The 21,744-nt window shown below is 56.7% G+C and carries 15 protein-coding genes; 5 read left to right on the top strand and 10 right to left on the bottom strand.

Annotated features, from left to right (window positions below; all coding sequences use genetic code 11):
* The 3 genes from KJ970_02305 to KJ970_02295 form a co-directional block, all read left to right on the top strand.
* A partial coding sequence (locus tag KJ970_02305) for a hypothetical protein (GenBank protein ID MBU2689730.1) occupies positions 1 to 234 on the top strand: 234 nt, incomplete at its 5' end.
* A 554-nt stretch (positions 235 to 788) separates the two neighbouring features.
* Positions 789 to 1,574, top strand: a complete 786-nt coding sequence (locus KJ970_02300) for a hypothetical protein (GenBank protein MBU2689729.1) — start codon at positions 789 to 791, stop codon at positions 1,572 to 1,574.
* 194 nt (positions 1,575 to 1,768) lie between these two features.
* Positions 1,769 to 3,370 carry an alkaline phosphatase family protein gene (locus KJ970_02295; GenBank protein ID MBU2689728.1) on the top strand — a complete coding sequence of 534 codons (1,602 nt, stop codon included), beginning with the start codon at positions 1,769 to 1,771 and terminating at the stop codon, positions 3,368 to 3,370.
* Between the two features lie 35 nt (positions 3,371 to 3,405).
* On the opposite strand, the gene KJ970_02290 is transcribed toward KJ970_02295, so the two are convergent.
* The 8 genes from KJ970_02290 to KJ970_02255 are packed head-to-tail and all read right to left on the bottom strand — an operon-like array spanning position 3,406 to position 13,539.
* Positions 3,406 to 5,619 carry a tetratricopeptide repeat protein gene (locus KJ970_02290; GenBank protein ID MBU2689727.1) on the bottom strand — a complete coding sequence of 738 codons (2,214 nt, stop codon included), beginning with the start codon at positions 5,617 to 5,619 and terminating at the stop codon, positions 3,406 to 3,408.
* Between the two features lie 37 nt (positions 5,620 to 5,656).
* Positions 5,657 to 7,705, bottom strand: a complete 2,049-nt coding sequence (locus KJ970_02285) for a tetratricopeptide repeat protein (protein ID MBU2689726.1) — start codon at positions 7,703 to 7,705, stop codon at positions 5,657 to 5,659.
* Between the two features lie 11 nt (positions 7,706 to 7,716).
* Complete coding sequence (locus tag KJ970_02280) at positions 7,717 to 9,450, bottom strand: hypothetical protein (GenBank protein MBU2689725.1); 1,734 nt, start codon at positions 9,448 to 9,450, stop codon at positions 7,717 to 7,719.
* Complete coding sequence (locus tag KJ970_02275; GenBank protein ID MBU2689724.1) at positions 9,447 to 10,199, bottom strand: class I SAM-dependent methyltransferase; 753 nt, start codon at positions 10,197 to 10,199, stop codon at positions 9,447 to 9,449. The genes KJ970_02280 and KJ970_02275 overlap by 4 nt, the downstream gene beginning before the upstream one ends.
* A 15-nt stretch (positions 10,200 to 10,214) precedes the next feature.
* Positions 10,215 to 10,592 (bottom strand): EamA family transporter, encoded by a 378-nt coding sequence (locus KJ970_02270; GenBank protein MBU2689723.1) that lies wholly within the window; start codon positions 10,590 to 10,592, stop codon positions 10,215 to 10,217.
* A 4-nt stretch (positions 10,593 to 10,596) separates the two neighbouring features.
* A complete protein-coding gene (locus tag KJ970_02265) occupies positions 10,597 to 11,697 on the bottom strand; it encodes a DegT/DnrJ/EryC1/StrS family aminotransferase (protein MBU2689722.1) in 1,101 nt (366 codons plus the stop codon).
* 17 nt (positions 11,698 to 11,714) lie between these two features.
* Positions 11,715 to 12,761 (bottom strand): NAD-dependent epimerase/dehydratase family protein, encoded by a 1,047-nt coding sequence (locus KJ970_02260; GenBank protein ID MBU2689721.1) that lies wholly within the window; start codon positions 12,759 to 12,761, stop codon positions 11,715 to 11,717.
* A gap of 10 nt (positions 12,762 to 12,771) precedes the next feature.
* The gene (locus KJ970_02255; protein MBU2689720.1) at positions 12,772 to 13,539 is read right to left on the bottom strand and encodes a glycosyltransferase family 2 protein; all 768 of its coding nucleotides are present in this window, start codon (positions 13,537 to 13,539) and stop codon (positions 12,772 to 12,774) included.
* Positions 13,540 to 13,755: 216 nt separating this feature from the next.
* On the opposite strand from KJ970_02255, the gene KJ970_02250 reads away from it, so the two are divergent.
* Entirely contained in the window at positions 13,756 to 15,558 is a 1,803-nt protein-coding gene (locus KJ970_02250; protein MBU2689719.1) for a peptidyl-prolyl cis-trans isomerase, read from the top strand.
* A 6-nt stretch (positions 15,559 to 15,564) separates the two neighbouring features.
* On the opposite strand, the gene KJ970_02245 is transcribed toward KJ970_02250, so the two are convergent.
* Positions 15,565 to 16,281 (bottom strand): hypothetical protein, encoded by a 717-nt coding sequence (locus tag KJ970_02245; GenBank protein MBU2689718.1) that lies wholly within the window; start codon positions 16,279 to 16,281, stop codon positions 15,565 to 15,567.
* Between the two features lie 33 nt (positions 16,282 to 16,314).
* Positions 16,315 to 17,229, bottom strand: coding sequence for a UbiA family prenyltransferase (locus KJ970_02240; GenBank protein MBU2689717.1), 915 nt, complete (start codon positions 17,227 to 17,229; stop codon positions 16,315 to 16,317).
* Positions 17,230 to 17,486: 257 nt separating this feature from the next.
* Between KJ970_02240 and KJ970_02235 the strand changes: the two genes are divergently transcribed.
* Positions 17,487 to 21,725 (top strand): hypothetical protein, encoded by a 4,239-nt coding sequence (locus tag KJ970_02235; GenBank protein MBU2689716.1) that lies wholly within the window; start codon positions 17,487 to 17,489, stop codon positions 21,723 to 21,725.
* Positions 21,726 to 21,744 lie beyond the last annotated feature (19 nt).

Genomic DNA, 21,744 nt, shown 5'->3' with positions numbered 1-21,744 from the left:
GATCTGTTCGAGGGGTTAGGTGTGATGGAAGGTGCTAACCCGATCTGTCCTGGTAGCGGACCCGAACCGGGCGCCTGCTGCTTTGGCCCGTCCTGCGTGATGCTGCTCGAAGTCGATTGTATCGCTCAGGGTGGTGACTGGTATGGTGGGACCTGCGAGCCGGACAATCCGTGCCCGACGGAGACCCCGACCAATGAGACCACTTGGGGTAGCATCAAGAATATCTATCGGTAAGCCGATGACTTGAAACGTCTCCGCGATCAGCGGATGGCGCCCAGCAAAATTCTAGCAAAGGCCCCCGCCTCTTTGAGGTGGGGGCCTTCATTTCATGTGGATGTTCAGATCTCTCCTGCCGGACACGATGAATGCAGAGGGGCTCTCACGCGACAGCGGCTCTGATCCAAGGGCTTTTCCGGTTTGAATTCGGGTCCGACAGAAGAGAGGTGGCATGATGGAATCATCCTCCTCTCATGGACTGGCCGCTTGCGCTTTGACGCCTATACTTGAATTGAGGGGGGGAAGCCCTTCATCGATTTCATTGGGGCTATCCCGGTAAGCCTAAGTAATGAAAAAATCAGGATAAAATTCCCTTGCGCCATTGAACCGGGTGCTCTAAATTCCTGGCGTGAGAAGGCTGCCACGATCGAGAGGCGGCTCATCATTGAACAGATCGCCTTTTGTCCACAGTGGATCGAGAGTATCCTGACGGAGAAGAGGAGATTCAATACCTCTTTGGCCGGCCGGGCCTGGAAGGTTGAGACCTTAGGTGAAATACGGGAGGTTTGATTATGAGGAGGATCCTTTTAGTTAGTTTTGTCGCGGTACTCTTGACCTTGCCCAGCTTGATCTTGGCTGGTCCGAATGAAGGAGTTTACCTGGCAGTTCACGGCAATGTTGATGGAATTGAAACTAATGGGGATATATTCGGTTCCATCACCATTCCAGCAAATGCCGCGGATTTTTCTCCCACTGCGACACCTGATGCAGGTGGTGTGGAGTGGTTTCAGCTTATCGTCGTCTCTCCACCTGAAAATACACCGAATTTTAACACGATCGTTTTTGGAATTCCTACCGCCTATCAGAATATTACTTCAATCGATTTCTGGGGGCCGATTGCTCCTGGAGGCGCTGCGATCCCACTCCCCATTTATACCTCGGGCTGGCCAAATGGTCCCGGTACCAGGGGGGCTGCTGTCAGCTGGGCGCCCGGTTGTTTCTATGAGCATCTTCAACCGGTGTTCTACTTCGGGTGTTACTCCTACAATGCCGGGTATGTGGCTCTGGGAGCACATCCTGTCCAGGGTGGTGTGGTTGTGGATTGCGGCTCCAATCCTCAGACGGATACTTTTACGAGCTATCCCGTCTTCAGCGTCGGGGGCACTGCATATGGTCCTTGTTGTGTTCCCGTCATGGAAGAAGGGGATCCAAACTGCCTCATTCTGACCATGGAAGATTGTACGCTCGCAGATGGTTCGTTCCTTAATGGGCAATGGGTTACGTGTAAGAATCCAGATCCTTGTTATGTGCCGGTACAGCAAACGACCTGGGGCTCAATCAAGCGGACGTATCAATAAGGGAGACGAGCCGGGTATCAAACCTTCGGTCTTCGTTTAATGTCCAGAGGACTTATGAGAAGAGGGTGGGGCGGCTGAAACCCCCACCCTCTTCCTATTTTGTTTTTGAAATGGCGGGGATTCACAAAAGGCAGCCCTTCTCTGATAGAATGAGATGGCGGGATGCATGACAGGCATGGAAAGGCGGATAATCAATGCAGCCGAATTCCCATAGGATCCTTCTTGTCTCTATCTTCTGTGCTCTTCTGGTGGCCTTTTCCATCGGGTTCATGACCGGTTGCGGGGGCGGGGAGAAACCTAAAATTCTCGTTATCGGTCTTGATGGCGCCACCTGGAGCATCTTGGATCCATGGATTGAGGCCGGTGATCTGCCAAATCTCGCCCAATTCCGCAGCGATGCGGCCTGGGGCGATCTATCCTCGATCATTCCCTACCTCTCGCCGCCCGCCTGGACCTCCGCGATCACGGGGGTGAATCCCGGCCGTCACGGCATTTTTGATTTTCAACGGCGGCTGCCGCAGGGGAATATTATCATCACCGAAACAGCTGGCAACCGGAAGGCGGCGCCCATTTGGAAGATGCTGGAGGGGAAGGGGAAACGATCAGCTTTTATCAATATTCCAATGACCGATCCCCCCGAAGAAATGGATGGGGTGATGGTTTCCGGTTTCCCGCATGTCGATAAGGTTCTTTATACATATCCCCCGGAACTGGAGAAGGAACTTCAGGGATATATCCTCGATGAGATGGAGATGAATCTTGTCGCCGGCAAGGAAGATTCGATTCGGACCCACATCCGTGACGTCATGGAAGCCCGCTGGACGGCCGTCCAAAAGATCTATCAAAAGGAGGATTGGGATCTCTTCTGGGTGGTCTTTACGGCCGTGGATCGCGTTCAGCATATGTTCTGGCGTTTTATGGATCCGCTCGACGCCCGCAATGAAGAAGATGAGGTCGTTCGGTACCGGGATGTCGTCCACGATCTCTGGGTTCGCATGGATGCGATAATCGGCGAATTCCTGGCGATGGCCGGCCCCCAAGATTATATCTTGTTCGTAAGCGATCATGGTTTTGGGCCCATTCGGCGGGAACTGCGGGTCAAACCCTATATTGAGCAGCAGACATTATCATCGGTTCTGAGAGAGAATTCCAAAGAGATCTACTGCCTGCATCCCTCAGACGGGGAGCGGCTCTACGTCCGCGTCAAGGGGCGCGATCCCAACGCGCTTCTGACCCGCGAGCGCCAGCTTGAAATCCGTGACGAGCTGAAGAGAGTGCTGGATGCCGCCAAGGATCCTCTCACGGGGGAGGCGATCCTGTCCGCTTCTTATACAAAAGATTCGGCATTCCGCGGCCCGTACTCCGACAAAGGACCGGACCTGACATTGATACCCAGCACCGGCTATTATGTTGTATGGGAAGATCTCATCCGGGCTTCCCTCGGGGAGGCCGGAGCGGAGACCCCGGAAGAAGCGGTCGGCACGGTCTCGTTTTCCCTCAGCGGCTGGCACGAGATGGAGGGGATCTATCTCTTGCAAGGGCGTGATGTCGCCAAGGGGCGGCAGGATCGTTTCAACAGCCGCCGGCACAATTTGATGGATGTGACGCCGACCCTGCTCTATCTCCTCGGTGTGGAGGTCCCTGAGGGTTTGGATGGAGCCGTCATGGAGGGGGTTCTGGATCCGGAACGGCTTAAGGTGAAGCCCATCCGGTACGGCCCCGCCTTTGAGGAGTTGTTTCGGGAGGATTCGCCGGATACCTCCGGCCTCATGAATCTGCCCTATATCGGCGGTTAACGGCACGGGGCCGGTTTCGATGCCATGATGACGGCCTACTTCAGACCCTCTTTCAGGGAAAGAATGAGATACCGGTTCTGCTCATCGGCCGCAACCTCCAAAGCCGCATCGATGGCCCCCAGCGCCTCATCGTTCTTGTTGAGCCGGCTCAAGCAGGTCACGAGTTCTCGCACGATGTGCGCCCGGCCGGGAGCCAGCGCATTCGCCCGTCGAAGGAAGGGGAGGGCCGCCTCCGCCTCACCGCGGCGCGAAAGAAAAATCCCCTGCATGATATCGGGCAGAACATGGCCCGGCTCGATCGAGCGCGCCACCGCCGCCAGACTGTCAAGCGCGCCGGCATCGCCGGCGGCAAAGGCCGCCGTCATCTCCCGGCTGAGAGTATAGAGCCGATGACCGGGGGAGAGGCTCATCTCGGCGGGAATCATCAGCTCTTCCATCTGGCGTTCCATTTGTGAAAGAACACGCAGATTGGCCAGGGCCATGGCGTAGTCGGGACTCAGCCGGACGGCTTCCTCGAGCTGGCGCCGGGCTTGCGGCAGCAATCCCAGTGAAATGTATAAGGTCCCCAGTTCATTCCGGTAGACGGGGGAGCGGGGGCGCCGGGACACGAGCCGCTCCAGATACGCTTTGGCTTCAGCGGCGTTGCCGCTGGCTCTTAGAACATTGGAGATGCCGACCAGGGCGTCCACGTGGGTGGAGTCGATCGCCAGGGCGCTTTGGTATGATTGAACCGATTCCTCCATGAAGGATTCCCTGGCATAGTAGGTCCCCAGGTCGTTATGAATCTCCGGATTCCCCGGATTCTCCTTGAGCGCGAGGCGAAGGGTCTGGATGGCGTGCAGGCGCTCCCCTTCCGCTTCCTCTCCTTCCGCTTGGATCCTGAGGCATTCATCCTTCTGATTGAAGACACCCGCGGCGCCCCCCGGATCCACGAAGGCGAGGAGCGTCGCCACGATACCGGCCAGGAGGGGAATTATCAAAGGGCGGAAGGTCCCGGCCCGCAACCCCTTGATCAGGCTGATCAGGCCCACGCCGGCAAAACCGGCGATCCATGGAAGGGCGAAGGCGCGTGAGGCGCCGGAGACCGGGCCCAGAAGATGATCCAGCGCAAATACCCCCAACAGAATGGCAAAGGCTGGATTTTCCTTGAAACCGCGGCCCACCATCTCGACGCAAAATAGCCCCAATAGGAAGGGCCAAAGCCAAAGACCCCAGCTAAAGGGAGCCGCCCAGTTTTGCAGGGCCCATGCCGTTGGTGTCGGGTCGGGTATCTCCACCTTGGAGATGGAGAGCAGGGCCTTGCGCAGGAACAGCACCAGGGTAGGCAGCGGTGATTCGAGCAGGCGCTGTGTTCCCCGGGTCATGTGCCAGCGTTCGACATCCCCCATGGTGGCGATCGCGCCGATCTCCTCTCCGACATCCCTCCGGAGATATTCGGGACCCTTCCAGGCGGGGGGATCGACCTTCCAGGGAGAGCCGATCGATTCCGGATCGAATGCCTGATAATAACCATAGCCGTCGGTCCAGGCGAATGTGAAAGCCCCTTCCTTCAATGAAGCATTGTGAAACAGCGCGGGCGCCGTCACCACCACCCATCCCAAGACAAAAACCGCCGACAAGCCGGCCGCCCGGCTCTTCTGCGCTTCATGCCGCCAGCGGCGGACGAGACTCAGCAAGCCCAAAAGAATGAAGGGGAAGGGTATTAGGAGCGTTCCCACGCCGGCCAGCAGACCCGAGACCAGATCCGATCTCCACCCGGTCGCTTTCTCTTTGCGAGCTCCCCACGGAAGAGCCCTCGGGACGAGAAGGAGGAACAGAGTTATGGCCGGAATCAGCGGCGTCATTCTAAATATATAAACAGCGGCGAGAGGGTGGATGGCATAGAGGGACGCTCCGAGCAAGGCCCCTTTGCTCCCCGCATATCCATCAAGCAGACGGAAAAGTAGAAAGATATTGAGCAAGTCAAGGAGGAGCTGCAAAAAGAACAATCCTTCAGGGCTCTTGCCGGCCAGGTTGAAAATCGAGGCCGCGATATACGGATAGAGGAAGCTGCCGCCGGGGAGTGACACTTCGGGGAATTGCCCCTCTGTAATCTGGACCGCTCTTTCGTAGTGGAGCTTGTCTTCAAGAACCGGATGGAAAAAAACCGGATCATTCCAAACACTAACAAAAAACAAAATCCGCAAAATGAGACCCAGGAGAATGGGGATGGACCAGAGCGGAATAGGAAATTTTGTATGTGATCCCATGAGAACCTCGTCGTCTTGCAAGTCTCCGCCCCAACCCCTAACGAGGCGGCGCGGTGAGTAAATCCTTCCAGCGGCCGGTCCACTCGGGGCCGATACCGGATGATTCGGCCGCCCGGACAAGCGAGTCGGCGGCCGCGGCCCGCCCGCGGGCCACGAGGAGACGCACCAGGGTATCGACAAAATTGGGATCGTCCCGCTCTCGAACGGCTTCGCGCGCCATCCCCTCCGCCATCTCCAGATCCTGTTTCCTCTCGAGCAGCAGCCAGGCGAAATCATTGAGCATTTCAGGATCTCGATTTCCGCCGGCCAAGGCCTCCCTCCAAATCACTTGGGCTTCATCCGGCCGCCCCTCCCGCCAGAGGGTGACGCCGTAGGGGTAGAGGAGGTCCTGTCGCCCGGGGTCGAGCCGGTGGGCCTCTTCCCACCAGGGCAAGGCCTCGCTCCAACGCTTCAGGCCCGCATAGGCTGAAGCGATGCCGACACGCGGATCGATCGCCCCGGGATCAATTTGATGGGCCCTGGTGTAGGCTGAGAGGGCTTCCGCCAATTCATCCCGCTCGATATAGAGACCACCCAAGAATACCCATCCTTCCATATATTGGGGTTCTGTGGCTAGGGTTTCCCGAACCCGCTGGAGGGCTCCCTCTTGTTCACCCCGCTTATTTTCAATCCGGGCCATTAGAAGGTCGGCGGCTGGATAATCAGCCTTTATTTCGAGAGCCCTTCTGACAGACTTTTCGGCGGCATCCAGGTCTTCCCGATGCCATTCCTGCACGGCCAAATTCGTTTGAGCTTTCACGCTCTTCGGGGCGACGCGCGCCGCATATTGAAAGAGGGTCAGGTCATCGGCCCAGATCCGGGCCTGCCGGTGGGAGAGGACGCCGAGGAGAATCACCCATCCGGCCACCGGTATCCAAAGGGCGGGATGCCGCAGTGTGGGAGTGGGGAGATGAAAACGCCGTCCCGCCGCGGCGGCCAAGGAAACCAAGGCGACCAGATAACCGGCGGAAGGGGTATAAAAGAGTCTCTCGGCATAACAGGTTCCGATGGGGAAAAGGATGTTCATGGTCAAAGATTGAGTTGCGATCCCTGCAATCCATCCCCAGGCCCACAACTCTCCCCTCCGGCCTCGGAACATCGCGGTCAGGGTGATGCCGAGGAGGAGCGCCGTGGCGATGATATCGAGGGGCAGCGTGATCGCCGGTCTCGTCTGCGCAAAAGAGGCATCCGGCATCAAGTGGAACGGCCAAAGGAGGCGGAAGAAACCCTTCAGCCAGAGACCCGCGGCGGCGGGGATCCGTTCGATGAGGGAGAGATTGACAAGGGGATTGTCCACGAGCGAGGGGGGAGAGAGTCCGATAATGCTACCCAGGACATGGGCTCTGAGAAGTAAGAATCCGAAAAAGATAAGGACCATTCCGGTATCCAAGAATCTCCGGGAACGAATTGTGGAACCTTCCATCCGGGGCAGAAGGCCGATGCGGTAGGCAAGACCGATGAGAAGCCAGCCGGCCGAACTCTCTTTGCTGGCGAGGGCGAGGATCCAACAAAGCCACGCCAGTAAAAGGGTATACCGGGGCGCCTTGCGCGAGGCGCGGATCCAGAAGAAGGCGGCTAGAATTCCCCAGAGGGCCGCCCAGAGTTCGGAGGTTCCGACGATCCCTGCAATCGCCTCGGTATGAAGGGGGTGAACGGCGAAAAGAAAAGATGCCGCCGCGGCCGGGAAAAGATCTTTGGACGAGAAAAGATAGAGGAGCAATCGAAAGAGGGCGAGGGTGGTCAGCAAGTGGAGGAGAATGTTGAGGGCGTGAAAGCCGGCCGGATGGAGACCCCAGAGGGTTCGGCCGAGCCGATAGGTCAGGATGGGAATCGGACGGTAGAGGCCGGATTCTCTTGGAGGAGGCCAATACGGAGCCAGGAGACTTTCTGCAAGGGGCGTTCCGGGATCCGTGCCCGGGTTCCTCTCGATGATCGTGTGATCATCCCAAGTGAAATCATGACCCAGGGTGGATAGGAAGGGGATAACGGCGGCGGCCGCGAGCAGAACGCCAAGCCAGGGAATCCAGCGCCGGTTTGCCTTATCCATCTCACACGCCCCTATGGTTTCACTTCAATCCCACCCAGGGTGGTGAGATCGACGAGATCTTCCCTCCGGTATTTCAGCACCAAACGGACGCCGCCGACCCAATCTTGATGATAACGAAGGGTGTCAGGTCCGGTTCGCCCCTTGTGGACATAGACCGGAAGGGGATCCAGCCCCCCGAGCACGAAGGCTAAAACGCTCTGGGGGTAAACAAGGTCCTCCGCCGTGTTGTCCTTTGATGGCGGGATCTCGTCGCGCAGCCTGGCTGTGGTCCAGAGATGATCCACCTCTCCATTTTCCAAGCGGCTTCGCAAAGCAAGGGCCTGCCGGCGGTAGGTCTCGACTGAATCAACGGGGAAAGGCCAGGTGGCGGCGGGACTGGGGGCCTGTGATTCGGGAAAATATCGGATCTGATGCGGGATATCCCAGGTTTCGAGATATGTTTCCATCGAGGGAGAGGACAGGGCCACATGAACGTAGAGATCATTGGAGCCCAGATCTTCGGCCAGCTTGCCGGCCAGAATCCGATCTTGTCCCTTCAGACGCGGGGAGTGCCCGACGCCCAGCAATGGCAGGATCATGAATGTACAAACCAGAATATAGGCGCTGAGAAGCCCGCGGCGCCAACGGGATCCGATCAATGCCAATCCCCGCCCCATAACAAGAACAAAGGCGGGGAAGGCGACAACATCGGCCCTCCCGAGGACATACGTCGGAGCCCAGATAAGCGAGGCGGCGAGGATAAGAAAGAGGGGCGCGAAAAGATAAACCAATTCGAAGAAAAGGGATGTCTCATCCTCACGCGCCGCTGATTTTGATGAGAGCCGTTGATGTATAAGTCCGAACGCCGCCGCAGCGATGATTCCGATCGTGAGAACAAGACACAGAATCCACTCAGCTGATGGAACGGGCGTGGGAAGATTGCCCGGAGAGGGTGGGCGCATGGGGGATCCGGGACCGAAAACAACCAGACTAAAGACCGGCGCCAGGATCAGGGGCGCCTTCTGCCAGTAGACACTCATCCAGAGATTCAAGAAGACGTGCTGGTAAAGCTGGTCTCCCCCCGCCAGATGCCAGGGAAGCACAAGCACAAGCCCCCCAAGATGAGCCGCCAGGCCCTGGAATGCAGGGCGCATCGTCCGGTGGGTTATGCGGGCGTGGATCAGCAATAATGAAAAGGCGCCGAATCCTGAAGCCCAGATGACGAATCCAATATTATGACTCCAAAGAAGCGCCCCGAGAACCAGGGCAAGGCCGATGGCCGGGCCCCGTCCACCCTTCTGCGCGATCTTTTGTGAAAGAAAAATCAGAAGAAAGATAAGCAGCATGATCCAACCGTAGGAACGCGCCTGACGGGCATAGAAGATCCCATAAGATGAAAAGGCGAGGAGCAGGAGGGTGGGCCAGAGCCGCCGTTGTTTATGCAGAAAGAGAGCCAGGACAACGACGGCCAAGGCGGAGGAGAGGGCCGGGAAAAACCGCACAGCGGTCTCCGGTGAAGTCCATCCGGCCAAAAAAGCGCGGCAGGATTTGGATATCAGGTAGAAGAGCGGTGGAGAGTCGTCATGTCTGAAGGTTCGTATCAGATCAGGAATCGATTTGCCGGCAACATGAAATGTATATCCCTCGTCGGACCAAAGTCCTTCTGTATCCAGGACGGCCAGACGCAGCAGGGCGGCCATCAGAATGACCAGGAGCAGGGCGGCCAGACGCCAATGGTTCGATCCCCGCGTGTGGGCGGGACTCATGATCGCGTCCCCCCTGCTGGGAGCTTTTGAGCCACGGCGGCGACGGAAAGTCCGATCGGAAGATCGGCGCGCGCGAGAATTTTTGATTCGATTTTCAGGATGGATTCCAGGGTGTTATTCAGCAGCTGCGGCAGGGGCCGGACATCGGATGAATCTTCATGGCGTGTCGTTCGCAGCAAACGGACCATGACCGCCAGCGGGAAAAGAAACATATTCCAGTGCGTCAATCGGTGAACATGAAGCGGCTGCGATGAGAGAAGATCAGACAGATCCTTTCTTGTATAACGCCGGGCCGTATGAATCGCAATATCGTGGGATGATTTCAGCCAGTTGAATGCCGGCAGGTTGAGGCAAAGCCATCCGCCGGGCCGCAGACACCGGACCAGCTCCGCGAGAGCTTCTCTGTCGTCGGGTACTTCCTTGTGATAAAGCACATCCATGGAAACAACCAAATCCATACTTTCCGAGGCCACCGGCACGGATTGCACGCCGCCTTGAATCAGATCCCAAGAACCGCGGCGCTTTGCCAGTTCCAATGCCAGAGGGGCCACGTCCATTCCGATGATCCGGCCCCAATGGGAAAGTTTAATGAGAAACCCGCCGGTTCCGCAGCCGGCATCGAGTATCCGCCAACCCCCCTCTTCCGGGAGATAAGGATCCAGGAGAGTGAGCATGGTGCGCCGCAAAGATCGATACCACCAGAAGCTCTCTTCAGCCTCAAACATCCGATGGTATTCAAGTCGTTCCATTGGGTCCCCGGGGAATTAACTGCGCGTGATGAGATAGACGCCCAGGCAAATGACCACGGCCCCGATCCATCTCAGTAGGGATACATCCTCCTTCAGGATGAGGGCCGAAAAGATGAGAATCAGAATGTACCCCACAGAAAGCATGGGATAGGCAAAGGAGAGATTCACGCGGCTGATAACGGCAAGCCAGAAGACGGCCCCGACGCCGATGGACGTGAAACCGATGAGAATGACCGGCGTCCTTACGATCCGTCCCATGGTGGGCAGAAAGTTTGAAAATTGTACAATACCGATGCGATTCATCCCATGTTTGAGAAAAAGTTCTCCCGTAACGGTAAAAAGAATGGCGATCAGAAGAAGGCCCAGGGCGCGAAGTGTGCTGCCGGAAACCATGCGATTAATCCTCCTGTAAGATCGTATGAATCGCTTCACAGATCTCAATGATCTTTCCAGGATCCAATTCAGGATAGAGCGGCAGGCTTAAAATAGACCCGGCCAGTTTCTCGGCCACAGGAAAATCTCCTGCCGCATATCCGAGGTGTGAAAAGGCTTCCTGGAGATGAACCGGGATCGGGTAATGGATCTGTGATTCGATCCCTCTGGCGCGCAGAGCCTCCCGCAGCCGGTCACGATCGGGAACCCGGACAACAAAAAGATGCCGGGCCGACCGGCCTTGAGGGTTCTCCGCCATGGGGCGGAGGACGGATCCTTCCAGGTTCTGTTGATACCTTGACGCGAGATCTCGGCGCGCCTCATTCCAGCGAGTGAGATGAGGGAGTTTGACCCGAAGGATGGCGGCCTGGATCTCATCGAGCCGGCTGTTCCATCCCCTCTCCACATGTCGATATCGATCGGTCTGGCCGTAATTCCGGAGGCGGCGCAGACGTTCCGCGCGCCCGTCGTCTGCGGTAACGACGGCGCCCGCATCCCCATAGGCTCCGAGGTTTTTTGTGGGATAAAAGGAGAAGCAGCCGTAATCACCGAACGTGCCGGCCATCCGATCTTTCCAGGTGGCGCCATGGGCTTGGGCCGCATCTTCAATGATGCAAATCCCGCGGTTCCGGGCGAGTTCCAGGAACGGGTCCATCGGGACGCATTGTCCGTAGAGATGAACCGGAATGATCGCGCGGGTTTGCGGTGTGATCCGACGTTCCACCTCCACGGGATCGAGAAGAGCTGTTTCCGGATCGACATCGGCAAAAATCGGGCGGGCGCCGGTAAGGGCGATGGCGCAAACCGTCGGGACCGCGGTCATCGGGGTTGTCAGGACGTCATCCCCCGGTCCGATCCCTTCCGCGGCCAAAGCCAGATGCAGGGCTTCGGTTCCGGATCCGACACCCACCGCATGACGCATGCCGAGATAGCCGGCGAATTCCTTTTCAAACCCGGCGACTTCCTCACCCAGCACATACCATCCGCGGTCCAAGACGGCCCGGATCGCCTGGTCCAAGGCCGCTCCCAGTTCTTCCCGCTGGGCTTTTAAATCACAGACCTGGATTCGGAATTCGCTCAAGGTTAATCCTCAACGTAATGAGAAATGTTTTCCCGATAATAATCCACGGTACGCTGGAATCCCTCATCGGCATCGATCAGAGGCCGCCATCCCACGGCCTCCCTGAGTTTTTGGTAGGATCCGTAGTAGCTGCCGATGTCGATGCGGCGTGTCTCCTCGGGGAATGGAACAATACTCAGCCTGCCGGCGCCCGCCGTTTTGATGATCTTTTGGGCGATCGCGGCGACGGAGAGGATCTCGTCACCGCCGAGGTTGTACACTTCGCCGTTTGTCCACTCGGCGACTCCGACCCGCAGAAAGGCGTCGGTCGCGTCATCGACATAGTTCAGGTCGCGGAGCTGCTCGCCTGTACCGAAGATTTTAATCTCTCCCTTTTCGATTGCCGTGCGCAGGAAAACGGAAATAAATCCTTGCCGGTTATGCTTGAGGAGCAAGCGGGGTCCGTAGGTATTGGTCATTCGAAGGCTCGTTGCGCGGATCCCGTGAACATTGTTGTACAAAATGTGATAGGTTTCACCTGCGGTCTTGTTAATACCGTTGACATCGGTGGGGAGAACGAGGTGCTTCTCATCGACCGGTAGATATTGAGGCTTTCCGTATTGTTGCCGTGTGCCGGCGTAGATGATTTTTACATTGGAATTGTTGTTCCGGCAGGCTTCGAGTATGGAAAGCTGACTGCGGCAGTTGATTTCAAGATCCGTGAAGGGATCCCTCATGGAGTCGATGTGGCTGACTTGACCGGCCAGATTGAAAATAATGTCCTGCCCCTGAACGAGACGGGCGATACTGTGCGGATCCCTCACGTCGGCGATATTGATATTGATCCGGTCTTTGATCTTTTCGACATTCCATGGATTACCGCCGTAGTCCGGAATGAGGGAATCGACAATGGTGACCCTGGCGCCGAGCTCTACAAGTCGCAGACTCAGATTCGACCCGATGAATCCTAATCCGCCGGTCACGAGGATAGAGCGGTTTTGATAGAGTTGTTCCCAATCGGCGGGGAGCGGCGGCGAGGTGACAAATGGAAAAGTGGATGATGATTCCATTTCAGCCGAGTTACCTTTTCAGTTCCGGTTCCTCTGGAAATGTCCCCGGAGGACCTAGGTCCTTGCGGATAAAGACCCGCCACCACAATCCCATCATGTCGATAAGAACCCGCGCGACGCGCCGGATGTTAAAGAATTGGCTCCGGCCGTGCATCCGGTGATGATGGTGGACAGGAACCTCCCGTATCTGACAGCCCGTCCTGTGAATCTTTGTCATCAATTCCACACAGATCAATCCGGAGTTCTCTGTCAGGCCGAAGCCCTGGAAGATCTCCCTCCGGATGAGGCGGAAATCGCAATCCACATCGCGGATTTTTAACCGGAACATCATCTTAACAAAGTTGTGGTAGGACCAGCCTACGATTTTTCGATGAAATGGGTCATTCCGGCGGATCTTGTACCCATTGACAAGATCGGCACCTCCCCGGGCCTTCCAGAGCTTGGCCAGCTCTCGAACATCATACTGGGCGTCCCCATCGGTATAGAAGATGAAGGTCTTGGAGGCATTCTTAAATCCCGAGCAGATGGCGCCGCCATATCCTTTGTTTTTTGGATGGGTGATCACACGAAGGCGGGAATATTTCTGGGTCAATTCCGCTAGTATCAGGTCGGAATGGTCGGGACTGGCGTCGTTGATGGCGAGGATTTCGTAATCGTCCGTGAGGTCGCGGGCGATCCGGTCCGCGAGGACGATCATTGAGGCTATCGTTCCCCAATCACCATAAACGGGGAAGAAGAGACTCAGGCTATCCGATGATTTGATATCAGTGGTTTCCATATGACCTGCGCCGAAGAGAGATGGTTTTCAGAGCCCCCAAAAAGCTCTGCAACTTTATGGTTTTCATTACCTTAGCACGGTCACCAATGAGTGTCAACTCAACCCGCCGGTTTCGCCGCCCTCCTATCTTGCACCGAAGGACCCGAACCCGTAGGGTTATGAGGATGGAGATGTTGGCGGAGCGCTGGATTTTTTACGGAGTAGGAGGGATTGAGGATGTCGTTTGCACTCGGCCGCACCGGCCGCCATATAAGAGGCTGGATTCTACCGCTGGGAATTCTGGGGAGCCTTATTTCCTGCGGGACTCCCAATCCCATTGTTCTGGAGGTCGGGGAAGAACAGGTCCCGTTGAGTGTCTTTGAGCAGGCTTTCTGGGAATTCACGGCAAAGGATGATTGCCCCTTTGAAGCGGATACCTCAGGCGCAAAGGCTTTTCTCGAGATTTACAAAGACAAAGAGATCATGGAGTTTCTGGCCTCGCAAAAGATTCCGGTTTTCGATGCCGGAATGCAGGATCGGTGGGAGGGTTTTGTTGAAGATGCCATGACACGCCTCCTCGATCGACAAGTGATCGCCGATGCTCAGACCATCAGTCCAGCGGAGCTTAAGGATGCCTACGAGAAATTAAAGACCCAATTCCATCTTCGCGAGATCCGGATCCGCCGTTTGGAGACGGCGGAGAGGATCCTTTCCATGATCGGCCAGGGGGCCATATTCGGCAAAGTGGCGGCCAAGGAGTCGGATGATGCCCGGGCCAAGGCCAAGGAGGGTGACATAGGCTGGGTGACCCTGGGCCAGATTGCGCCGCCCGTCTATGATGCCGCCGCCGGGCTCGCGGTGGGAGAAATCAGTGGGGTGATTCGATCCAGCCTCGGTTTCCATCTGATTCAATTGGAGGGGCGAAGGGAAACGGAGAGTGTCCGTTCCTATGAGGAGTCGGTGCCGACCCTCGAGAGAATCATCCGCCAGGAAAAAACAGCCGCCCTCCTGATCGCGTTTCATGATGAGCTGAAGGAAAGATACAAGTATCAACTTCATGGCGATGAGATTGTTTGGTTGACGAATTGGCTGCGTGAAGAGACCGCCGCGGCTCCCCGCGGGGCCGAGGCGATGGCCGACCGGGAAGCGAAGGGCGATTTTACCCTGCCGGTCATGGCTCCTGAGGATCAGCGCAGGATTGTGGCAACGATGACCGGCGATACCTTGACGGCGATTCTCTATCTGGCGGAAATGACCCAATATCCATCGGCGACATGGCCTACATTCGATTCTCCGGAAGATGTGATCAATTCACTGGAAGGCCTTGCGATCAGCAGGATGCGCTTAGCCGAAGCCCGGCGTCTCAAGCTCGATAAAGATCCCAATGTGGCCTGGCTGGCCGGTAAAAAGCGGGACGCGATTCACAGCCGGCAGTTTTACCTCCGCTATGCATGGGGACCGTTGGAGCCCGATGAGGAGGAATGCCGGCGCTATTATGATGAAAATCCCGGATTGTACAATAGTCCGGAGCGCCGCTCCTTCTTGGCCTATCATGTCAAAGATCGGCAGCTCGCCGAAGAAATCGGGGCCTGGTTGAGAGCGGGCGACGCACCGGAGGAGATATGGACCCGGGCGCGGGAGCGGGATTCCACAGCGGCTTGGACCACACTCAGCGGCACGAGGTTTTATTCAAAAGGCGAATCCCGGGATTTGGATGAAGTCCTCTTCCTCTTGGGCAAAGATGAAGTGAGCGATCCAATCCCGTTCTCCGGAGGTTATACAATTGCCCGGATCTTAAAGGTGGAAGATCCGAAGCTTATCCCGTTCGACGATATGAAGCAGAAACTCAAGAACGAACTATGGCGTGACAAGGCCGATAAGTATCTCGATGTGTTGATCGCCGCCGCCCGTGACAGCCTCCCGATTGTTGTTCATGAGGGCGCTCTATCCAAAGTCCGGCTCGCTCCACCTGAGGGATGGCTCTTTCCGCGCCAGGTCATCTTCGGTGATGTGCAGGCGCCGGCTGATTCGGATATGTAGCCGGGGTCAGCGGGAGATGATGGTGGACATGAGTTTCTGCCACTGAGGGGCGATAACGATCTTTATCGCGATATCGGACAGAAAGAGTAAAAAAGACCAGCCGGCGAATTTCCGGGTGATCTGCTTATTCCAAATATTGCGGCGGAGAATCATAGAGATCATCAGATCCGAAACGGCGATGGCGCCGCAAATATAGGCGATGACGCGGATGGTCGCATAGGGCGGCCATCCAAGGAGCGCCGCCATGGTGGGATGGCCCGCCTCCAGCACCAGGGCGCCGACATAATAATTCATATAATTCAGCAGTATGGCGCCCATCACCAGGCCGCCCCAGCCGAGTGTGATAAGTGAAACCCCCAAAAAGACGACATAGTGCAATATATGCTGGGGGATGAATTGTGACGGCGTACCCTCCGGCCCGATACCTGTCCCAATCCACAAGAACATCTCATCACGATAGCCGGTGCTTCGAAGAATGGCTTTCTCGGCCAATTCCGGCCGCAGGATGGTGATGGTGACGACGATGGCGGATGAGAGAACCGCCCAGAGGATCATGTGAAGAACCGCCCTTCCACTTTCACGATTGATAACATGATAGAGATAAAGCGGAAATATCAGGGTTGCTTGTACAAAAGGAACCGCCCACTTCAGTCCGGAGAATATAGAGAGGGACCCCATTAAAGTGGCGAGGAATAGATAGATGTAAATAATCCTACTTGACACTATGCCGTTCCCCCGCTCCGGGAAAACCTCAGGTTAATCGACGAGATACTTGGCCAGATAGGCGACGGCGAACCCCACCTGGGTCGTGAACATCATAAGATACATGTGGCGCCAGGAGGGATGATTTTCTGTGCGCGCCAGAGCATCCGGGTCGCGCAGGATGAGTGATACCGTATAGACGCCCCATATGGCCAGAACGATTCCGAGGATGTACAAGAGGATGGGGACACCGGTCAGCCATCCCAGACGCATGGCCACCGGGATAAAGAGGAAGGGGAGAACGAAGAAGGGCGCGATCATTCGAGCGGCGTTGCGAACACCATAGCGAATCGGTAATGTCATGCAGCCGTCGGCTTCATCCCCCTTCATATCAGCGAAATCTTTGGTTGTCGAAGCGCCCAGGAGGAATGTTCCGAAGACAAGGCCGATGATCCAGGGCTCCCCACCGACCAGGATCGATTTTGCGGTCGACCATCCGGCGACCTTCAACAAAACACCGCGGGGGATGGCGATCGTCACATTGGCTAAAATGCCGTTACGTTTGGTTCGCAGGGGAGGAACGGAGTAGATATAGGTGAAGAAGCTGGCGATGGAAACGATGATCAGGCATTCGACGCCGACAATAGCGGCGCAAATCCAAGAAAGGATATATAAGACCCAGGTTATCCGCCGCGCTTCGGGTATGGAGAGCCGGCCGGAGGGGATGGGACGGCCGGGTTTATTAATCCGGTCATTGGTCAGATCATAAATCTGGTTGATGGCGTTTGATGCGGCGTTCAGGACCGCCGCCATCAGGGTTCCGATGAGGATGATGAGGATGCGTTTCAAGGTTATCGGTGTTGGGTCCCCGGCGCCCATGGCCGTGAGCCCGCCGGAAAGCACCCCCAAAGCGGGAGCGATCAATGTGAAGGGGCGTGCAAATTCCCAATAGAGCTTTAATGTCTTCAACCAGGGGCATCTCCTCTTTCGCCGTCTATCGAACCCAACAACTCTTCTATCGTCAGGGAAATGGGCGTCCTCCTCCCTAATGGGCCCTCATCCCCGAACTTTATGGCGTTCCGGGGGTTTGGTCAATTGATGGCATCCGTCGATTGACCCGCGATCCGGTGCGATGCGATTCTTGGCAGGGTGAGCCGGCTCGATGATCGGGTCCGTCTCAGGCTCGCTCTCTTTGTGAATCCGGCCGTCCATTTGTGAGGTGATCCATGCTTTTCCGTCCCCATCTTCTTTGTCTCACCGCCATAGCCACCCTGCTCTTTCTGAGCCATCCCGTCGCGGGTCTGACGGGAGCCCGGCTTGACTCGGCCACGGAAAGCGAGGTGGTTGTCACCCTTGATATCGGTCCGCTGGAGTCGACGCCGGTCGAGGGTACCGAATGGGTACGTGTGACCCTCCCCGGTTACGGCCGGATGAGCACGATCGGTGCTCCCGCCCTTCCGACGGGCGGTTTCTCTCTCGCCATGCCGCCGGGAGCGACGGCCCGATTGACGGTTCTTGAAGTTGAGGAGTATCCGGCCATACCCGGAAGCCCTGTGCCGACACCGAGCGAGGAGATCCATCTCGATGCTCAAGGCATGCCGGTCTATGATCTCCAATGGGAACCGGCCCCCTGGGCCTATGCGGGTCCGGGTCTATACCCTATCGATTGGGCTTCTCTCGGCGATCCCGCGGGGGCGCGGCACCAGAGAATCCTCCCGATTCAGATCACACCGGTTCGCTGGGATCCGGATGCCAAGGTTTTTAGGAGCGCCCGTAAAATCCGCCTTCGGGTGGAATTTCTGCAGGCGGCCGACGCCCGGGAGCCGGCGGGAATGCGTCCGATCCCGCCGGAAGGCGCCTGGGAGCGTTCCTATCAACGGCAGATCCTCAATTACGAGCAGGGAAAGCGTTGGCGGCGCGGACCCGTGGCGTCGCTCCCTCCGATGCTGAAGAGGCGGGCGGGGGTCCAGGCCAAATTGACCGTCGCGGCGACAGGTCTCCTTCGGGTTCCCTTCAACGTCCTTACCAACGCCGGTCTGGCGGAGAACTCTATCCCGTGGGATGAGCTGGTCCTGGTGGAAGGTCTCTTTGAAGATGCCGACCTCGAAAACCCGCTTCGTGAGAATGCGATTCCCTATTTGAGAGAAGATGGCGATGAGGACGGCTTCTTTGAGCCGGGGGAGTCGATCATCTTCTTCGGTCAGGATCGTTGGGACCGGTTCAATCTTCCCGACCGGCAGACCCGCTATGGGCGGGACAATCACTATTTTCTGCGATGGACCGGCGGCGGTGATCCGGGGGCGACGATGGGGGATTCCCTCTCCTGGCAGGGATGGGAAAGTCTCACCCCCCCCGCATCGGTGACGATGACCCAGGTCGCCGAGAAGGATTCGATCTATGCGAAGTTTTTGGCCGCTGACGATGATGACAGCCAGCTCTATTTGGCGACAGAGATGCTGGTCCGATCGCATTTTTACTGGTCCGATTTTCGATGGGGCACCCAGTGGACCTTTTTCAAAATCCCGCAGGGCGCCCAATTCCGGCAGATGGTTGTCGATTTGCAAGGGTATGCCAAGATCAGCGGCTCCAACTATCACAAACCTTCGCTCTATCTTTCCAATCGACCGCGGGGAGCCAGGCCCTGGACCTCCTTCCCGGGAAATCCCTATTCGGTAAGAGAGAAGAGGCACTTGACGATCACGCTGAATGAGACGAATCTCAGTGGTTTTGAACCTGTGTATGAGCCCGATTCGATCGGTCTCGTCATCGAATTGCCGCTCGACGGATACGGGATCAGCCTCGATCGCGTGACGATGACCTATACGCTTCCTTTTACAGCGAGCCTGGGGTCTTTTACATTCCACACCGGGGGCCTGACCGGCCCACAGGAATTCCAGATCGGTGGTTTTACAAGTGACGATATCCTTGCCTTCGAAGTCACCGATTCGGTGCTGGTGACGCACCTTCCCCTTTCCGATGATCAGATCATCCCTGTCGGGGGGGGATACCAGGTCTCGCTTCAGTTGAATGCCGGAGACGGATCAACGCCCCGCGTGATAAAGCTGGTGGAAAGAAACCGCATCGCCTCAATAAAGAATCAGAGGGTCGCGATCCGGGAGATCCATGACCTCACCGGAACGGGATCTGAAGATTATCTGGTCATCTATCACAATGATTTCACGTCAACGATCGAGCCCCTTCTGCAACACCGGGAATCTCTCGGGCACCAGGTCATCAGGGCCGATGTGGAAGATGTCTATGACAATTTCGACGGGGGCAGAAAGTCTCCCTACGCGATTCGCAACTATCTTCGCTATCTCTTTCGGACCCGGACGCAGCCCCCTGTCTACCTGCTTCTTGTCGGGGACGCCTCCGACGATTGCGCCAATGTGACGGATTTTAGCGACTTTAACTTCATCCCGACGATGACCCTGCCCAGCACCGCGCGGGGGGATAATGGTTCGGAATTGGTTTCCAATGATACCTGGTATGTCGACAACCTCACCGGAACAGGGGAGCACCTCGATTTTTACTTTGATATACATCTCGGCCGGCTGCCGGCGGGAAGTCCCAATGAGTTGGAGACGATGGTATCAAAGATCATCCGCTATGAGGATTTCCAGCCGGGCGATTTCTGGCGGAACCGGGGCGTCTTCATGGCCGACGATCAGTATTCGGGAGATTCGCCTGATAGCTATATCTATCGCGGGTATGAAAGCGTCTTTGAGAGCGGCACCCTTGATTGCATCAGGCATATATATGATTCCGCCGAGCTGCTCGATTTTGAGGTTGATACATTTTTCGTCTCGGGATTCCTGGACACCCTGCGGACGACGGCCCGGTGCCATAAAGATACCAGCGGCATTGCCGGCGATCCCTGCGATCTTGCCCTCCTGAATGAGCCCTGTTTCCGTTATGAAAACGGGACCATCGAGCATTGTCAAAGGCCTCCTCAGATCAGGAGTCAAAATGCGGGAGGCTCCATTGTTATTGGAGCGCTTATTGAATCTCTCAGCCGTGGGGCGCTGATATGGAATGTGGAAAGCCATGCCAATGCAGTGGTCATTACGCATGAAGATGTATTTATGAATCTCCACTCGGGCCGTCAAGACGTCCCGCTGATCCAGAACCGAAACAAACCGTTTCTCTTCTTTGGTTTTGGATGCCACCTCGCGGAGTTTTCCAACTATCTGGAGGGGCGATCAGGGTTCGGCGATTGCATTTCAGAGAAGCTTCTCTTCCACGGCAATCCCGGTCTCTCCCTCGGCGCGGTCGGCTCGCTGGCGAGCACCGGGTATGAATGGCTGACCGATAATGATTTGTTAAATACGGCGCTCTTCGAAGCCTTTTTCGCCGATGTGCCGCAGATCGACGGTGAATCGACCTGGATCTTCGGCGATATTCTGACGCACGGCAAAGCGATCCTGATGGATCGGAATTATACTGATCCAACCAATCGCGGCCAGGTGATGACCTACACCTATCTCGGGGACCCCGCCTTGAGAGTCGATATCGCGGCGCCCCGCCTGAATGTCGAGGTCGACGGCGGGCCGGTGGAGACGGGAACGCCGGTGAAGGCCCCCTCCCCTGATGATTCGATTCATGTCGACCTGCGTGTTCTGGATGAGGTCGCGCTGAGAGGGCTTTCCGTCGTCGATATCGGGGGGACCCTGCCGATGGAACGGATCACCATAACCCCCGATCCGGCGCGGCCGGATGATGACCGGGTCTATCGCGCTGCTTTCGCCTTGAAGCTCCGGCCGGATGATTATGCCATCACGATTCAGGCCTCCGACCGGATGGGGCGGCAAAGAACCTTCACGCTGTCGGTGGCGCTCGATGTTTCCTTTTTCGTGTCATCGGGCGATACGGAAACACCTCTTTTAAACAACGACTTTCTTCCCTCGGGGAGCCGCATTATCGTCCATATCAATTCCCCGGTTTTTCTCGATGAGACCGCATTCACCGCGATGGCTCCGGCCATTGATGACATTCCCTGGGGATACGCCGTGGAAGCAAGCGGCGAGATTGTACAAGGAGAATCCCGGGAGTGGAAACTCATCACCGAGCCTATCGATGGGCTGGAAGAAGGAGGACATACGCTGGCCGTGGGTGTCGAGGGGGTCTCCAAATCGATACGGTTCGTGACGGATCCCCCGGGCGAGAACCTGCGGGTTGTCCGCCTGTTCAACTTTCCGAACCCTTTTGAAGAGGGTACGGAGTTTCACTATGTGTTGAACCGGGACGGCGACCGGGCATCCATCAAGATTTATACATTGCGGGGGCGTCTGATTCAGACCCTCGATCCTCTTTCCGCCCACGTTAATGATAATATCGTTGTCTGGGACGGAAGAGACGGCGACGGCGATCAGATTTCAAACGGCGTCTACTTTTACAAATTTCAGGTATGGGATACGGCGGGAAAGAAAATCTCACTGACCGAACGGATCGTCCGCGCCCGCTGAACGGGCCGGCGTGGCAACC

It is taken from the genome of Candidatus Eisenbacteria bacterium (genome assembly GCA_018831195.1).
Classification (GTDB): domain Bacteria; phylum Eisenbacteria; class RBG-16-71-46; order CAIMUX01; family JAHJDP01; genus JAHJDP01.
The sequence above is the reverse complement of the archived record's forward strand: the minus strand, read 5'-3'. Positions and strand labels throughout refer to the sequence as shown.

Bases quoted from the DNA above. Each gene is read 5' to 3' on its own strand.
- KJ970_02300 (MBU2689729.1), top strand. From the start codon at position 789: ATGAGGAGGATCCTTTTAGTTAGTTTTGTCGCGGTACTCTTGACCTTG.
- KJ970_02295 (MBU2689728.1), top strand. From the start codon at position 1,769: ATGCAGCCGAATTCCCATAGGATCCTTCTTGTCTCTATCTTCTGTGCT.
- KJ970_02290 (MBU2689727.1), bottom strand. From the start codon at position 5,619: ATGGGATCACATACAAAATTTCCTATTCCGCTCTGGTCCATCCCCATT.
- KJ970_02285 (MBU2689726.1), bottom strand. From the start codon at position 7,705: ATGGATAAGGCAAACCGGCGCTGGATTCCCTGGCTTGGCGTTCTGCTC.
- KJ970_02280 (MBU2689725.1), bottom strand. From the start codon at position 9,450: ATGAGTCCCGCCCACACGCGGGGATCGAACCATTGGCGTCTGGCCGCC.
- KJ970_02275 (MBU2689724.1), bottom strand. From the start codon at position 10,199: ATGGAACGACTTGAATACCATCGGATGTTTGAGGCTGAAGAGAGCTTC.
- KJ970_02270 (MBU2689723.1), bottom strand. From the start codon at position 10,592: ATGGTTTCCGGCAGCACACTTCGCGCCCTGGGCCTTCTTCTGATCGCC.
- KJ970_02260 (MBU2689721.1), bottom strand. From the start codon at position 12,761: ATGGAATCATCATCCACTTTTCCATTTGTCACCTCGCCGCCGCTCCCC.
- KJ970_02255 (MBU2689720.1), bottom strand. From the start codon at position 13,539: ATGGAAACCACTGATATCAAATCATCGGATAGCCTGAGTCTCTTCTTC.
- KJ970_02250 (MBU2689719.1), top strand. From the start codon at position 13,756: ATGTCGTTTGCACTCGGCCGCACCGGCCGCCATATAAGAGGCTGGATT.
- KJ970_02235 (MBU2689716.1), top strand. From the start codon at position 17,487: ATGCTTTTCCGTCCCCATCTTCTTTGTCTCACCGCCATAGCCACCCTG.